This is a genomic window from Methanococcoides sp. DA23 (assembly GCF_057593895.1).
This window is the reverse complement of sequence record NZ_CM172520.1, coordinates 92,596-109,199: the sequence shown is the minus strand read 5'-3', so window position 1 is coordinate 109,199 and position 16,604 is coordinate 92,596. Positions and strand designations below refer to the sequence as shown.

At 44.0% G+C, this 16,604-nt stretch carries 13 protein-coding genes, 1 tRNA gene and 2 pseudogenes; 7 read left to right on the top strand and 9 right to left on the bottom strand.

The features are described from left to right. The first annotated feature begins 89 nt into the window (after positions 1-89). Positions 90-725 (top strand): RNA ligase partner protein, encoded by a 636-nt coding sequence (locus tag AC20MK_RS00480; RefSeq protein WP_487357031.1) that lies wholly within the window; start codon positions 90-92, stop codon positions 723-725. A gap of 5 nt (positions 726-730) precedes the next feature. On the opposite strand, the gene AC20MK_RS00475 is transcribed toward AC20MK_RS00480, so the two are convergent. The 3 genes from AC20MK_RS00475 to AC20MK_RS00465 form a co-directional block, all read right to left on the bottom strand. After that, complete coding sequence (locus AC20MK_RS00475) at positions 731-1,576, bottom strand: geranylgeranylglycerol-phosphate geranylgeranyltransferase (RefSeq protein ID WP_487356066.1); 846 nt, start codon at positions 1,574-1,576, stop codon at positions 731-733. A gap of 16 nt (positions 1,577-1,592) precedes the next feature. Beyond that, positions 1,593-2,513 carry a quinolinate synthase NadA gene (nadA, locus tag AC20MK_RS00470; RefSeq protein ID WP_487356065.1) on the bottom strand — a complete coding sequence of 307 codons (921 nt, stop codon included), beginning with the start codon at positions 2,511-2,513 and terminating at the stop codon, positions 1,593-1,595. A 97-nt stretch (positions 2,514-2,610) separates the two neighbouring features. Beyond that, positions 2,611-3,426, bottom strand: coding sequence for an aspartate dehydrogenase (locus tag AC20MK_RS00465; protein WP_487356064.1), 816 nt, complete (start codon positions 3,424-3,426; stop codon positions 2,611-2,613). A gap of 154 nt (positions 3,427-3,580) precedes the next feature. Here AC20MK_RS00465 and nadC point away from each other — a divergent pair. The 5 genes and pseudogenes from nadC to AC20MK_RS00440 all read left to right on the top strand — a co-directional run bounded on the left by nadC (position 3,581) and on the right by AC20MK_RS00440 (position 8,225). Continuing rightward, a pseudogene (gene nadC, locus AC20MK_RS00460) lies at positions 3,581-4,405 on the top strand (carboxylating nicotinate-nucleotide diphosphorylase). Between the two features lie 101 nt (positions 4,406-4,506). Then, positions 4,507-5,769, top strand: a complete 1,263-nt coding sequence (locus AC20MK_RS00455; RefSeq protein ID WP_487356063.1) for a COG1361 family protein — start codon at positions 4,507-4,509, stop codon at positions 5,767-5,769. Positions 5,770-5,820: 51 nt separating this feature from the next. Further along, positions 5,821-6,927, top strand: coding sequence for an FtsZ/tubulin family protein (locus tag AC20MK_RS00450; RefSeq protein ID WP_487356062.1), 1,107 nt, complete (start codon positions 5,821-5,823; stop codon positions 6,925-6,927). 138 nt (positions 6,928-7,065) lie between these two features. Next, on the top strand, positions 7,066-7,755 hold the full coding sequence (locus AC20MK_RS00445; RefSeq protein WP_487356061.1) for an ABC transporter ATP-binding protein: 690 nt from the start codon (positions 7,066-7,068) through the stop codon (positions 7,753-7,755). A 26-nt stretch (positions 7,756-7,781) separates the two neighbouring features. After that, entirely contained in the window at positions 7,782-8,225 is a 444-nt protein-coding gene (locus AC20MK_RS00440) for a PPC domain-containing DNA-binding protein (protein ID WP_487356060.1), read from the top strand. A gap of 70 nt (positions 8,226-8,295) precedes the next feature. Here AC20MK_RS00440 and mreA read toward each other — a convergent pair whose 3' ends face one another. Then, positions 8,296-8,661: an MreA family transcriptional regulator gene (gene mreA, locus AC20MK_RS00435; RefSeq protein ID WP_487356059.1), complete on the bottom strand. Its 366-nt coding sequence runs from the start codon at positions 8,659-8,661 to the stop codon at positions 8,296-8,298. Between the two features lie 171 nt (positions 8,662-8,832). Between mreA and eno the strand changes: the two genes are divergently transcribed. Next, on the top strand, positions 8,833-10,110 hold the full coding sequence (eno, locus tag AC20MK_RS00430) for a phosphopyruvate hydratase (RefSeq protein WP_487356058.1): 1,278 nt from the start codon (positions 8,833-8,835) through the stop codon (positions 10,108-10,110). Positions 10,111-10,137: 27 nt separating this feature from the next. Here the strand turns inward: eno and AC20MK_RS00425 are convergent, their stop codons facing one another. The 5 genes and pseudogenes from AC20MK_RS00425 to AC20MK_RS00405 form a co-directional block, all read right to left on the bottom strand. Then, entirely contained in the window at positions 10,138-12,867 is a 2,730-nt protein-coding gene (locus AC20MK_RS00425) for a DNA-directed DNA polymerase (protein ID WP_487356057.1), read from the bottom strand. A gap of 87 nt (positions 12,868-12,954) precedes the next feature. After that, positions 12,955-13,064, bottom strand: a tRNA-Met gene (locus AC20MK_RS00420). 83 nt (positions 13,065-13,147) lie between these two features. Further along, positions 13,148-13,687, bottom strand: a complete 540-nt coding sequence (locus AC20MK_RS00415) for a hypothetical protein (RefSeq protein WP_487356056.1) — start codon at positions 13,685-13,687, stop codon at positions 13,148-13,150. A 130-nt stretch (positions 13,688-13,817) separates the two neighbouring features. Then, positions 13,818-15,893 (bottom strand): S-layer protein domain-containing protein, encoded by a 2,076-nt coding sequence (locus AC20MK_RS00410; RefSeq protein WP_487356055.1) that lies wholly within the window; start codon positions 15,891-15,893, stop codon positions 13,818-13,820. Positions 15,894-16,365: 472 nt separating this feature from the next. After that, positions 16,366-16,590, bottom strand: a pseudogene (locus AC20MK_RS00405) (zinc ribbon domain-containing protein); the annotation flags it as partial. Positions 16,591-16,604 lie beyond the last annotated feature (14 nt).

The window sequence follows — 16,604 nt, the reverse complement described above, 5'->3', positions numbered from 1 at the left end:
CTAATAGTAATTAATAGGGGGAGTAAGTTACGTTGAAACAAAGATTTGTTTTAGATACGACCGCTTTGACCGATCTTCAGACACGGGAGATGCTGGAGATAGAGGACCTTTGCCAGGGAATGAGGGCAATACTTGAGCTTATTGCGGAATCAAGGCTTCATTTACAGATAAGTTGTTATGTTCCTTTTCCATCGGTATATAAAGAGCTCCATGAGTTTGCAAAGAACAATGGCTGCGATGATGAGATCATTGCGATGATAGATACGTGGCTTGTCAAAAAGACACCGGACAGGCATGAGGTGAAGATACCATCCCATATTTTCCACGAATACGTCTCCTATATGCGAGAACGTATCAACAAGGGCATGACCGTGGCCGAGGAAGCCATCAGGGAAGCTTCGATGCAATGTCTGTCCCTTGAATCGGATATAGAGGGTACACACAAGGTAGAGGATAATACCGATCGCGAGGTCATTGGACCCATTGTAGGTAAATTCAGGAACAAGTACCGTTCAGCACTTCGTTATGGGATCCTTGATAGTGCACCTGACATCGATGTACTGCTCCTTGCAAAGGAACTGGACGCAGCGGTCGTTGCAAGCGACTACGGCATTCAGAAATGGGCAGAACAGCTCGGAGTAAGGTTCGTGCCTGCGAATACGTTCCCAATGATGTTGAAGGAATATTTGAGACATACGCCTTCGGATGGAACTCATCAGAAGTGAATCTTTCAGGCACCCACGATAAAGGAAATGAGTGCAAAGAGCATTGCGAACTTAAAAAGTTTTGATGAGCGTGCAGCATCCTTTTTCCCCAGTATCTGGTAAACCGCGATAAGGAAGAAGATGTCTGCAATGGCCACGACGAAAAGATATTGTTCATTTAATATGGATTGGAGGTAAGGCAGCGGACTTGCAAGCATGGCCGTAAAGCCGAATGCTGCTGCGACATATGATGCTTTTTTGGCCCCTATCAATATCGGGAGTGTCCTTGCACCATCCTTTTTGTCACCCTCGATGTCCTCAACATCCTTTACGATCTCACGGGCAATGGTCGCAAGGGTCGCCAGAAGGAAAAGGACAACCAATGCCTGAAGTCCTGATATGCCGAAGACCGCACCGCCAAAAAGGAAGGTCGAGCCAGTGAGATAGCCTACCGAGGCATTGCCAAAGAAAGGAGTGCGTTTCAGGCTCTGTGCATACAATATCAGTACTATAGAATTGAACAGGGCTATGATACCACAAAGGGGGTTCACCAGAAATGCCAGTGCTATCCCTGTTATGAACAGAAGCAGCGAAAAATAAAGGGCGCTTTTCAAGGAGAGCTTACCGGAAGGGATCGGCCTTGAGGGTTTGTTCACTTTATCGATATCAATATCGAAATAATCGTTCAACCCGTTACCAGCTCCTGTAACGAGGAAGACTGTGGCAAAGATAAGTGAAGTATCGAACAATGATAGCGATACGTAAGGGGAAGCGGAGGAGAGAATATTATAAGCTATCAGGACACCAATGAGACCGGCAAAGGCTGCCATTGCACAATTTCCTGCACGCATAAGTTCGAGATAGGCTTTCATTCATTATTCTCCTTAATTACCTGTTGCGTTTTACTTCCAGCATACGATCAAGAGCACGCTTTGCACGTACCTGAATTTCCTTTGGAACGGTCACAACTGTCTCCATGTTCTCAAGACAGCGAAGGACAGAACTTAGATCTATCATTTTCATGTCCGGACAGAATGTGAATTTTGAGACAGGGTAGAATCTCTTATGAGGATTGTCAGTCTCAAGCTGATGCAATATACCCTGCTCCGTGGAGATTATGAATTCGTTATTTCCGGAGCTTTTCACGTGATCGATCATTCCAGTGGTACTGAACACATGGTCTGCTTTTTCCAGAACCTCTGAGCGGCATTCCGGGTGGGCCATCATCTCTGCCCCCGGATGCTCGTTCGTTGCAAGATCGACATCTTCTGCAAGGATCTGATTATGCGTGGGACAATAGCCATTCCAGGGAATGATGGTCTTATCGGTGTGTTTTGCAACGTATGCTGCAAGGTTCTTGTCAGGAACGAAAATAATTTTGTCCGAATCGAGCGAATTTACAACTTCCACTGCATTTGCAGAGGTGCAGCAGATATCACTTTCTGCTTTGATGTCGGCTCGTGTGTTGACATAACAGACGACCATGGCACCGGGATGTTGCGCCTTCAGTTCACGCAGTGATGCGACATCCACCATTGCCGCCATGGGGCAATCGGCATCTGCATCAGGTATCAGAACTGTTTTTTCAGGAGAGAGTATGAACGCACTCTCTGCCATGAAGCTCACGCCACAAAAAACGATAACTTCCGCATCTTGAGCTACCGCTTCCTGACTCAGCCCCAGTGAATCGCCTACGAAGTCTGCGATATCCTGCACTTCATCCCGTGCGTAGCAATGGGCCAAAATAACAGCATTGCGTTCTTTTTTTAATGAATTTATCTTGTTGATGATAGATTGCCTGTCCTGCATACGACCACTTGTTTTTCCGTTCTTTATTATTTATACGCGACTTCAACGGACCGGCATACAATATCCGGGTATATGATAAACGTTTTTCGGCATGCGGTCATGTACCGACCTGAAGGGGATCGGCTATCTTCTTCAATGTGGAAATTGCAGATAAGGCTGCCAGATAACTTGTCTTGGGGTTAGTCGGCGCCGGCACGTTCTCCACTCTTGTTGTGAACATACCGAACTCGCCTTCAACGGTTATCTCGTGTATGTTCCTTGTGAGCGCAGGGTTTGCGACTATCTTTACCTTTGTCTTGTCAAAACCAATGCCTGCAATGCTCAAAGATGCTGCAACATTGACATTTGCAGGAAAAGCCTTTACAGCCTCTGATGCCATGCCTTCGAAAAGTACGGTCTTCCCTTTGATACTGTCAAGATCAATGTTGTTCTGGACGATGTACGGAGCACCTTCAAGACTTCTCGGGTGCTTCTGGGTAGTCAGTGTAACTGAGTAAATAGAAGCTGCAGATGCGGATTTTAATCCATCCAGCCCAACGATGGCACCGGATGGGAAATAGACCTTACAGCCATTTTCCTTTGCAATATCGAATGTTGTATCGAGAAGTTTTTTGTCTGCAAAAGCACCGACACTGATGACCATTACGTCACATTTGGCGTGAAGGGTGGTCGGAACTACATCATACACTGCCTGCTGGGATGCACATTCCACCACCAGGTCAACGTGCTTTACCATTTCCACTATCTCAAGCACTTTAGGTTCAGTGTTTTTGAGCTGTTCTTTCAAATCAATTAGTGACTGTTCATGCCTGTCATACACAGCATACAGTTCGACACCGATGTGGCCTGAATCGATAGCTTTACAAAGCTCAGTACCGATCGCACCACACCCGAATACTCCGATCTTTAGCATTCTGGACTCCTGCAACGTTATTTTATGATATTGAAATGTAATAGTAATATATCTTAATTATCCTGAACATCGTTCGAGAGACTATCCCGACAACGTAGGGTTCAAACACGCTAAAAGCATATAAACCTCTTGAAGCATTGATATACATGGTAATATGATACTGACCAGCGAAATTGAAAGATTCATTGAGGAAGACCTTGGAGCAAATGACATTTCCTGCACCCTTGTTCCTGAAAAAGAGATCAAAGCGATCGTTTTTGTGAAACAGGATTGTGTCGTTGCAGGCATTCCGATCGCACAACGGATATTCGAGTACTTTGGACTTGACTCATCCACAAAACATAAGGACGGAGATAAATTAGCATCAGGAGAAACTATTTTTGAGATATCCGGTAATGCGGTATCTGTACTTCGTGCGGAAAGGATAGTTCTCAATTTCCTGGGACATTTGAGTGGCATCGCAACCAATACTAGGGAATATGTCGAAACGGTCAGACAATACTCAGACGTGAAAGTGGCTGGCACAAGAAAGACAACGCCTGGAATAAGAAAGTTCGAAAAACTTGCCATAATTGCCGGAAGAGGCGACCCTCACAGATTCGATCTTTCTGAAACTATTATGATAAAAGATAATCATGTTAACATGATGGGACTTGAAAATGCCATAACTTCAGCAAAGGAACTTGCAGGCTTTACGCAAAAGATAGATGTTGAAGTTGAATCCGTTGAGAACGCTGTTCTCGCTGCAAAAATGGGAGTCGATATCATAATGCTCGACAACATGTCACCAGGACAGGTAATATAGGTAGTTGAAGCGCTAAAAAGTGAGGATCAGAGAAATAATGCAATCCTGGAGGTTTCAGGCGGGATCGACCTCTCAAATATATCAGAATATGCCAAGACGGGAGTGGATGTCATTTCTGTGGGATCGCTGGTACATAAGTCGCAATGGATAGATATCAGCCTTGAATTTGTGTAAAAGATCAAGATCGATGTCATAAACTATTTATTGCATTCTTATTGTATTGATACTGGAATAGTATATACTATAACGCAATTCATTTCTGTGTTGAGGGAATTATGGTTCAGTTCAAAAATATGTGTTTGTTAATACTTACATTGGCACTGGTATCTTTAGTTTTTACGGGCAATGCCTGTGCTAAAGATATAGTTTTCAATGGGAGTATTCAGGAAGGGGATGGATATCAGATCAATACCATCGTTATCGATGTGGCCGAAGTTTTTGTGAGCGCTGAGTCTTGCGTCTTCAAAGTATATGACGAAGGAGACCTTGAACACGATAAGCTGATCAGTATAGATGATACCATCACCTTTACTGCAGAAGGGGAGACCATTGAGCTCACATTGTTATCAGTCACAGGAGGGACATTACCCCAGGCAACTGTTTCCATCACCATTACAGATGATGATGCTGTCTACCTGAAGCAGGTAGTAGATGGAGGTCATGAAAAGGCAACATTCCCTGGGACCCCTTCACTGGAGATCATAAAGGAAGTTAGCAGTTATACTGTTGATCAGGGAGAGGTCGTAACTGTCAAAGTGACTGCCAGAAACAAAGGCGATGGGAAGGCTACCGAGGTAAGGTTCTCAGACCCAAAGCCAACAGGATTTGTCCTCCAGGAGATCCTTCTTGAAGAGACAGGCCAGATGACCATCGACAAATACGAGACAAGGACCATTTTTCTTTACAAGCTTCAGGCAAACGAAGCTGGAACATTCGAGTTCCAGCCCACCAGGGCCTCATATTCCAATGAAGCAGAAATGGATTTTCCCGAAGCGGTATCTAACATACCAGTGGTAACTGTAACTGATACGGGTAAAAATGCCAAAAAGGTTGCTGAGCTCGAGTTTTCCACATCCATCGAAAGTAGTAGTGTAAAAAGGAACGATGAAGTGGAAGTTGTCATTAACATCAAGAACCAGGGAGATTCTTCTGCAAATGGGGTCGTACTGAACATCCACCTTCCTGAAGAGATTGAGTACAAAGGCAGCAACTCCAACATCGAGATCATCAACGGAGTGCCAAAGGCTTATCTGGAGACATTTGGACTGAATCAGGAAAAGGAGATAAAGATCCAGGTAAAACCAACAGAATTGGGTACTTATACCATTACAACCGATTATTCATATCAGTATGAAGATGGAGTCAGCCCGGACCTCCAGGAAGTGACGGGTGAATTCACCACAAGTACGATCGATGTGGCCAGAGGGGATCTTGATTCAGTGATCGAGCAGCCATGGTATGTTATTGCAACTCCCTTGTTGATCATTCTCGCTATTGGAGGGTGGTTGTTCCATCGGTCCAGACAGTACAGGTTCTAATCAGTCACGATTTCATAATATATTCAGTTTCATCAAATATGGAGGAATTATTTGCTCAATATACTGATCGTAGGAAATGGTCAATGTGGTAACCGTATCCTTGATGCGATAAACAAAGAGGCTTTTGGTGGTAAAAGCAAATTTGCGAAATTCTATTCACAACAAAAATACAAAAGCAAGGTCGAAACTATCGCCATCAATACTGCGATAAACGACCTGAAGGAATTGAGTTTTACCAAGGCCAAGGACAGGATACATATTCCTCACTTGCATGGTGTTGGTGCTAACCGTACTCTTGGTAAGAGCGTATTCGAAGATAATAAATCCCATATAATGCGCAACATAGAGGAAAGAGGAAATTTCGATGTGGGATTTGTGATTACTTCCGCATCCGGCGGGACCGGATCATCTTTCACACCCCCCCTTATCAAGGAGATCAAGGAAAAACATGATTTCCCGGTATATGCTGTCGTTGTCCTGCCGTTCAGAGAGGAAGGCACGCTCTACCTCCAGAATGCAGCATTCTGCCTGAAAGAGATACGTGACAGTGGGGTCGATGGGATCATACTTGCTGATAACCAGTTCCTCAAGCAGATCGGAGGAAATGTACAAGCTGCATATAATAGCATCAATGACATGATCGCAAGACGCATCCTTTTCTTGCTTGATGCGCTTGACAGTGAAATGATGATGGTTACCGACCTTGGTGACTTCAAAACAGTGATGAGCGGAGGAGCAGGCCTTGCTACGATCGGGTTCTATGAAGCTGAAAAAGGAATGAACATCAAGACCACCATCCAGAAAGCATTATCACCAAACGGCCTTTTGTTCTCGACCGATGTTTACAAAGAAGGTAGCAGGGCCATGGTCATCATCAAAGGGGATAAATCATACCTGAGCATCGATGAGATATCATCAGAAGTGGAAAAACTGTCATCATCCGTTGGCCATGTTTTTAAAGGCATTATCGTCAGGAAAGGCGAAGCTCCACAAGTACTGGTCGTCCTTACCCTTGAAGCAGCAGAAGAGCTGGAAAATCTCTATTCAGTTGCAGTAGATGCGATCCATCAGGAACGCGAAAAGAAAACAAGAGTTGAAGAACAAAAGGAGATTGATAAAGCATTCTCAAAGATAGATGGACTCGAACCCAACTATTGACCTTAAATGATATCCTTAACAGGATATTCACCCTCTTTTTTATAAGCTTAACAAAACCGATGGTGGTTTGTGCATACCATTCATTATAAATGATCCAGCAAGATAAATGGTAAATAATAGAGCAAAAAGCAGGTGAAAATGGCTGATAGATCCAATATAATCGAGATCAGAGACCTGACGAAAACCTACACTGATGGATTAGGGATCAAAGCACTTGACGGACTTAGCCTTAAAGTCAAACGTGGAGAGTTCCTCTCTATAATAGGACCTTCAGGATCAGGCAAAAGTACATTGCTGCATATGATAGGTATACTTGACACGCCAACAAGCGGGACCATCTTGATAGATGGCGAAGATGTTACGACCATGTCGGACAAGGAACGTTCCAATGCACGTAACAAGATGCTTGGATTTATCTTTCAGTACCATCATTTATTACCCGACTTTTCAGCGCTCGAGAATGTTATGATGCCTTTACTCATATCTGGAAAAAATAAGGCAGAAGCCAGAGAGATAGCAAAGGAACTCCTTAAAGAGGTAGGACTTGAGGACAGGATGGATCACAGGCCAAACCAATTGTCAGGAGGACAGAACCAGAGAGTTGCTGTTGCCAGAGCACTTGCCAATAGTCCAATGATCGTAATAGGGGATGAACCTACAGGAAATCTTGACAGCAATTCAAGCGATAAGATATATGAGCTTCTCAGGAAGCTAAACCGGGATTATGGACAGACGTTCATACTTGTGACGCATGATGAGAACATGGCAGCTAAAACCGACCGTATCATTCGTATTGTTGATGGAAGGATCGTAGATGATAAATTTTAATTTAAAACGTTTTATCAGGTGAAAATATGGAATATTCAAAAGGAAATATTGGTAGAGTATTTACTGTAAGGATCGACACTGGAGAAGACCTGCTTCAGGAACTTGAAGGTATTGCAATAAAAGAGAACATCAAGGCTGCAGTATTCACTCTGCTTGGCGCTGTGGCCAAAGTGAACCTTGTCACAGGACCTAAAGAGAATATGATCCCCCCTGAGCCCATGTGGGTCAACCATACTGAACCACAGGAAGTGATAGGTGTTGGGAATATATTTACAGAAGAAGGCAGACCTAAGATACACCTTCATACCGCTGCAGGACGCGGCGATAATGTCAATGTCGGCTGCTTGCGCGGAGAAAGTGCAGCATTCATGGTCCTTGAGGTCTTCATCATGGAAATAGATGGCATGGAAGCTATGCGTGCATTCGATGCCACCAAAGGCTTTTCCCCGATATCATTCGGAAAGAACTGATCAAAATAAATAGAAATTACCGTAACTTAACTCCCCGGCGGGAAGTCTCCTTGCGTAGGCGTGGACTGGTTCACTCTACTAAATTACGTAGGCTCTTTACAACTTCCAGCCTTTTCTCATTTTCTTTTATTATATCAGATTCATATTCTTTCAGGATCTCAGTGAAATCCATATTGAGGGAGTAATATTTTGCAGGCCTTCCTCTGCATTTGGTCCTCTTCTCGTTCTTTTCCCCAACCCAACCACGTTCACACAGAGGTCGCATAGCCACGCTTACCTCTGGTTGCCTCAGGCCTGTGACATTTTCTATATCCTGTGAACTTAGCTCACATCCATTAAGTAGGCAGGCAATTGAAAGTGCTTCAATTCTCGAAACGTTAATGCTTTGTAATAGGGATGATACCTCATACCCCTTCTCATCTATAAAGTTAGACATCTCACTCACCATGCAGAATAATAGTACTTAGATGTTTATATATTTATGCTGTGCATAAGCAATTCTCCTTAAATATGGTATATAAAGAACAGTGCAAAAGGCTCACAAAATGCGGTAACAATATATACTGTAATGTACGATTTGACCATAGAATAACCAAATGGTGAAGACATGAACTCTATCAGCGAAGAAGCAAAATACACAATTCAAAAAGTGCATGCCAGAGAGATACTTGATTCCAGAGGAAACCCTACGGTAGAAGTAGATATTTACACTGGATGCGGATTTGGAAGGGCGAGTGTTCCTTCCGGAGCTTCCACAGGTTCTAATGAAGCCCTTGAGCTAAGGGATAAGGATGCTGACCGGTACAACGGGAAAGGTGTTTTGGACGCTGTAGACAACGTTAATAAGACCCTTGCAAAAGAGCTTTTGGGAATGGATGCTCGTAACCAGCGTGAGATAGATGAGCTGATGATCGCACTGGACGGCACTGAGAACAAAAAGACCTTTGGGGCTAACGCCATTCTGGGAATTTCCATGGCCACTGCAAAAGCAGCAGCTGATTCCCTTGGAATTGCCCTTTATCGCTACCTTGGCGGCACCAATGCTTTTGCATTGCCTGTTCCAACCATGAACGTCATCAATGGCGGAAAGCATGCAGGGAATGACCTTTCCATCCAGGAATTCATGATACAGCCAAAAGGTGCTGACACTTTCTCAAATGCATTGAGGATAGGAGCTGAGACATACCATGCTCTTGGTAAGGTCCTTGAGGACAAATACGGCGCTTCTGCAACAAATGTAGGATACGAAGGCGGATATGCACCTCCGATCTCAACGACTGCCGATGCACTGGACGCACTCGTAAGTGCAATTGAGGAAGCCGGATACACCGAATCAGAGATCAGTATAGGACTTGATTCCGCTGCATCCGAGTTCTTCGACGGAGAGAAATATTTCATCGATGGAAAAAAGATAGCTCCTGCTGAACTTGTGGACTACTACCTTGACCTTATTGAAACATATCCGATCCTTTCAATTGAGGACCCGTTCCACGAGGAATCATTTGAGGACTTCGCAACCCTTACGAGCGAGGCATGGGACACGATCATTGTCGGAGATGACCTGTTCGTTACAAATGTAAACCGTCTGGCAAAGGGTATTGAGATGGAAGCAGCAAATGCACTTTTACTCAAGGTCAATCAGATAGGCACGATATCTGAATCATTCGATGCTGCAAATCTTGCACAGAGGAATGGTTACAGCGTTGTTGTAAGCCATCGCTCTGCAGAGACAGAAGATCCAATGATAGCTGATATCTCAGTAGCCATTGGCGGAGACCTGATTAAGACAGGGGCGCCTGCAAGAAGTGAGCGCACTGCAAAATACAACCAGTTGCTCAGAATTGAAGAAGATCTTGGGGATGCTGCACGTTATGTGCAGCTCTGATCTTTTTTTAAAATTAATTTTTTAAATTTAGAAATCAAAAAGTGAGCTTTGCGTTTTTTGATCTTCATTTGTTGAGGCTTCTTTTGTCCTGATGACCTTTTTCAAAGGCATCTTTTCTTCCACAGAACTGTCAAAGTCAAAGAGACCTTTTTGCTTTGAATCATGGTTAAGGGTAGCCATATCAACGCCGAAGACACTGAGGATACGTTCCACAGGGGGCAACATCTGTTTCTGTATGTAGTAATCCACATCCAGCGGAACATTGTTCTCACGGACATAATCGGGATCCTCTGCACGATCTACGAACAAACCTCTTCCGGCAATTATCACAAAAGGAATTCGCTCACCAATGGAAGGTCGAATACCGGTACGCCTCTGGATATTCTCGACCACCGTCAGATGTGGCTGTTTGTTCTTATAACTGGAAGGGCTTTTGGAGAAATTCTTTGTAAGCACCAGGTCTTCAAAGAGATCGGCATCTTTCTTTACATCGAGATTCCTTACCCTGTCCACAAGGTTCCTCACATGCTCCACAGAGCCTTCGATATCCCCTTCCTTAAGTACGAGTTCCAGCACTCTGTTAAGCATCTTGGAGGTCAGTTCACACCAATCCCGCCGTACAGTCTCCAGCCCTTTTACCTTGATCGAGTCAGTCCAGCCATCGTTCGTAGGTTCAAAGATCCATTGTGCGTATCTTTTCTTGGCAATTAGCAGAATACGTTTTGCAGCAGCTTCAAATTCCAGCTCCATGGGATCAGGCAAGGATGCAGTTACTATACTTGCAACTTTTTTCCCAACAAGGGCTGAATCATCAAGTGAGAAAGTACCCTCCTCGAACTCCAGATCCTGATCGTTCTTACAATGTACGAACACACTGTCAGTATCGCCATAAGCGACCGAGAGCTTTACGATCTTATCATCACCCTTAAGCTCATCGACCTCATCCAAGAGATAAGCTTCATTGCCTCTGAGGATGACCTTTCCTATGCGATTACACACAATATCTTCCGTTCTGGCAATGTTCCCCCTACCAATGCTGGTCACAGAATTTGCCATCTGCAAACTGTAGAGCCTGGCACGTGCATATCCTGAATAGCCATAGAAACTGTTAAGAAGAATCTTCAAAGCAAGTTGCGTCGCATCAAGGACCTGATATTCACCTTCATCGCTTGCCTGCTTCATAAGCTTCTTTGTCTCGACCCTCTTGTCAAGCAAAGCTTCCAGAACAGAAGGAACGATACCTTTGAACATCTCGGGTTTTACAAACTCACCTTTTGAGGGAGACCTTATCACTTTATCTTCCGGATACTTCCCAGGGGTAACCACCGTGGTATAGCAAAGGTTGTGCGCCATCATGATGGTTGGATAAAGGGATTTATAGTCAAGTACTATCACGTTCTTATGCAAGCCCTTCTCCGGTTCGAGAACTGCACCCCCTTTAAGCTCCTCATTCTGCTTTCGCCTCAAAGCAGATGTTTCTTCATCAGGTTTTGTGGACATCACACGCCCCTGTTTGCCGAATTCGGTCAACAGCATATGTTCGACCATATTGGTCTGCCCGCCACTTACAGTGTCCTGGAGAAGTACTCCGCTGACCCTTGAAAGAGCTATATACTTGTCCAGAAGTTTAAGGTCCAGGAGGAGATCAAGAGCAAGTTCTGAGTCGCGCCTTGAATAGTCAATGAATTTTCGTATCTTTTCACCGGAATCATTCCAGTGCTCTTCCATGTCAGCCGCATCTACATCGAGTTTTTCCCTATTGAGCAGCTCTTTGGAGACATTGCGTAATGTATATCTTTTCAAGCTGAACTGTTGCCTGATAAGAGGAAGAGAATCAACTACTACCCTCCCAGGAATGGGCACCATCGTGCGGGTCACGACCTTACGATAGCTAAGTGCCCGGGAATCCCTTCCAACAGCGGAATTGATGTTAGAACCTGATTCGTTCAGGAGCTTTACCCTGTCTGTGATATAGGGCACATCGAAATCGTTTATGTTGTAACCTGTGATCACATCAGGATCATAGTCCCTGAATATCTCAAAGAAACGGTTCAAGAGGTCGGACTCATCCGGCAACATCTCGACATCTTCATCAACGCCATCCACTTCCTTCATTACAAGAACAAGGGTCTTGTGGCCTTTGTAAGCCGGCTCAAAGGCGAAACTTACCATGATGACAGGTGAAACTTCAGGTGTCGGCATTCCGCCATCGTATGGAAGACATTCAATATCGAATGCCATATATTTCAACGAGGAATTGGCAATTTTCTGCACCTCGGATATATTAGAGGTCCTTATAGTATGATCACACAGTATCTTCCCATTCGAAACCGGTTCTTCCATTTCCGTTGATACCCAGCCCATCCCCTTGAAGCCCTTGTCGATAAGGAAACGGTTCCTGAAAAGGATGTCAGTCTCATATATACCATTGACACCAAGCATGGATGCCACATCATCCCTGATCTCAGGCACATTGCCAGGATCATAGGTAGTGATCTTGAGTATGTGCTTTTTGGTTTCCTGATAACCTATTGGTTCGAACCTTTCAACGATCTCAAAGGTCTTTACACCCTCGAAACGTTCCATGATCTCTTCCCCGAGCTTTTGCAGGTCTCCTGAAGCACTCAAATAAAAATAAGGCTCAAATCCAGGAACCAGACAGCAAACACTTTCCCCAGCTTCCGATCTCCCAAAGATCCGGATTATAGGTTGGTTATCCTCGCGAAAATAGTCTGCATCCAGAATTTGAAAATTCATGGAACTACTTAACGTGGAAGGATAATATATGCTTTATCATCAAAGTAAAGATATGGGCACATATCTTAAAAAATAAGAAAGGCAAAGTGCCCGGAGCGTGACTCGAACACGCGACCTCCAGATTTCTCAGGAGATTTGGACGCACGGTTAAATATTCCCTATGAGTCTGGCGCCCCAACCAACTAGGCTACCCGGGCATTGCAGCACCTACATGGACATAGTATTATTAAAGCGTATCGATTGAATAGCTTATTTTACAGATATTAAAAAAGTAACCGGATCAAAATCCGGTTGCTTTTGCAAGGTCCAATACAAGTTCAGCATCATCAGTATTGCCTATTACAAGGAAAACGAAGTTCTCATTGCTCCAGACATAGTGATACCTAGCTGCCTCTTCCCCGCCCATGGTCACATACTTAGTGACAAGTGTAGCATCATGCTCATTGAAGGACACTTCAGCGAATCTCTCCCCCACAGCAAGAGGTGTGAAACCTGCCTTGTACTGTGTGATGAAGTTCTCTGCGCTCTCCTTACCATCCATCTCGACGCCCACGATCCAATAATCCACTGAATCAAGGTTGTAGAGACCCTCAGATGCATTCACAACACCCCCTACATCAGCATATTCCGACCTTATGTCATCGACTTCAACCGCATGTACACCAAGGTACTCGAAGCCTTCAGGAACTGTTTCCAAAACTACCCCATCAATGCTCAGATCAGGGGTTTCAACTGTAGGACCGGTTGGTTCTGCCGGATCCGTGCAACCAGACACTGCCACAAGAAGCAATGCGATAAAAGGTATCATTAATAGTTTCATATTCATCTTAAAGACCTCACTGTCTAACAATGAGATAACAATAAGACTATTGGTATTTTAAATTATCGACAAACGTGTCAAAAAAAAGAAAAGTTAAGAAGGATTTTCACCCTTCTTAGATCTTAGAAAATTAGTTCCTTCTTACGAAGTATGCTACTGCAAGGAGACCTGCAATTGCGAATACTGCTTCGAAGCCTGGAGTCTCATCGACTGGCTCTTCATCGACTGGCTCTTCTTCATCGACTGGAGTTTCCTCATCGACTGGAGTTTCCTCATCGACTGGAGTTTCTTCATCGACTGGAGTTTCTTCATCGACTGGAGTTTCCTCATCGACTGGAGTTTCTTCATCGACTGGAGTTTCGTCAACTGCGCCTTCGATTGTCATCTCAACCATTGGGAAGTACCTAACAGCAGTAGAGTCTGCAACTCTTAAGTTGAGACCTTCTGCAATCTCAACTACACTGTCCTTAGTGAGAGTGATAGTGCCATCGTTAGTCATCGTGAGTGAGGAAGTTCCAATAGAAACGGAATCAAACTCGCCGAACTCATCACCAGAGTCGATCTCCATTACTTCATCGGAAATTGCCCAGTAGCCCTCAATGATAGCAAGACTGTCAACCTGACCCTGGAATACTTCCTTGACGTGCACAAGCACAAGAGGTACATCAGTCTCGCCTGCAACATCTGCTTCGTAAGCATAGACGCGGTCTGAGGTTGTTGTGGAAGCTGCATCGATCACATCGTCATCGAGGAATGTACCGTCCTTTGAAAGCTCGATCCATACCTTGTTACCTTCAACATCGATCTGCTTTGGTGTGATTGCAAAGCCTTCACCGAGTTCGATGGTCTGGCCAACGCGTAATGTCATCTTGTCATCAGAATCGACGATTAACTTGGAAAGTATATCAGGGTTTCCAGCGATTGGAACATATTCCTTTGCGAAGAAACCGATCTTGTCATACTCGCCAGCAAGTCCAGCGCCAGTGCCGTCCATGTCGTATGTACCAAGGTAGGTAGCATCTTCAAATGAGACATTCTGAATAGTTGTTGTGTAAACAGCTGCAGATGCAGCAATAGTTCTAGCAGGAGTACCAGTAGTGGTTATAGACAATGTTTCAGAGGAAACATTTGCATCAAGGTCATAGTAGAAGCCAGCAAAGTTAGCTGAGGTCCAAGTATCTGTATTTGCATTTGATGCTGTTTTAACCTCTCCTCTTACTTCATAGGTACCTGGAGCGGTGTATTCCTTTGCGAAGTAGAAACGAAGTTTAGTACTATCATCAGCGACCCTGATGGATAATCCTTCTGCAAGATCGACAACTGTGTCCTTTGTTAAACTCAAAGAATTTTCATTCTTAAGTGTAAGTCCGTTAGCTGTGCCAAGACCGTTAGAAAGACTGTCAACCTCGAACTCGCCAAATGTATCATCGGTCTCGAGTTCCCTTACTTCATCGGAAATTGCCCAGAAGCCCTCAACGATTGCAAGACTGTCAACCTGACCCTGGAATACTTCCTTGACGTGCACAAGAACGAGTGGCACATCGGTCTCGCCTGCAACATCTGCTTCGTAAGCAAAGACGCGGTCTGAAGCAGCAGTAGCGCTTGCATCGATTACATCGTCATCGAGGAATGTACCGTCCTTTGAAAGCTCGATCCATACCTTGTTACCTTCAACATCGATCTGCTTTGGTGTGATTGCAAAACCTTCACCGAGCTCGATGGTCTGGCCAACACGTAATGTAATTTTGTCGTCAGAATCGACGATCAACTTGGAAAGAAGTGAAGCATCCTGGTTGATTGGAACATATTCATCTGCGAAGAAACCGATCTTGTCATACTCGCCAACAAGTCCAGCTCCAGTGCCGTCCATGTCGTATGTAGCAAGGTAAGTAGCATCTTCAAATGAGACATTCTCGATGTTTGCGTAGTACTTCAATCCACCAGCTTTGATAGTTCGTGGATCGGTTACGTTAGCAGTACCATTGAAGATACGAATTGTTTCTGATCCGACACCATCGTCAATATCATAGTAGAATGCTGCAAAGTCTGTGTAATCTGTCTGGATAAATCCAGCTGCTGTAATATCAGTGAGATTGTCGCCATCAAAGACAACACTGCGAATCTCAACTGAATCTGCTGCGCTTGCTACTGAAACAAAGCTCAGTACCATTAAAGCAGCCATTAAGATTGCTATAAAGCTTTTCATTATTTTCCTCCATTATTTAATGTATATAAGTTAGTGAGTCAGAATCAAGATAAACGAATTATCGAGTATCATTCTTTCAAACAATGCACAAATACGTCCATTGCCGAAAGAGTCATCATCACCCTCTGAATCCCGTCATATTGGATTACATCTGTCTAATAAGAGAATTGCCTATTAAATCTTTTGTGGTCTCATTTAAGAGATTTATAGCGAGGCACTGTTAAATATCGAAGCAAATTACGGTAAATGTCGAATAAAAACATGCCAAATTGATATAAAAGGGCATAATATGGCCCATTTGGGTTCGTAAATTGTCGATTTATCACACATGGTCCATTTAACTCTATTTTTAGCCAATCGATATTAAGCCACCTTCAGTGAACTACTTCACGCTTACGCATGGAGCTTCCTGTTTCATTCCTTGAACCATCGTTCACAAGTCCACAGGCCCTTCCCCTCGTTCCGAAGGTGCTTAAATTCCAATTAAGTTCTGTTTGTCAAGTGCAAACTTCTTAATGTTAATAGCGGCATTAATGTCCCTATCGTGTTCTATTTTGCACTCTGGACAACCCCATTTCCGATCTGCAAGTGTAATATCTTTATTATAATATCCACAAGCATTACATATCTTGGTAGAGGGGACAAATTGTCCGATACGCAAAATGGTCTTTCCATACCATTCTGCTTTAAAAGATAAATTTATATGTGCTT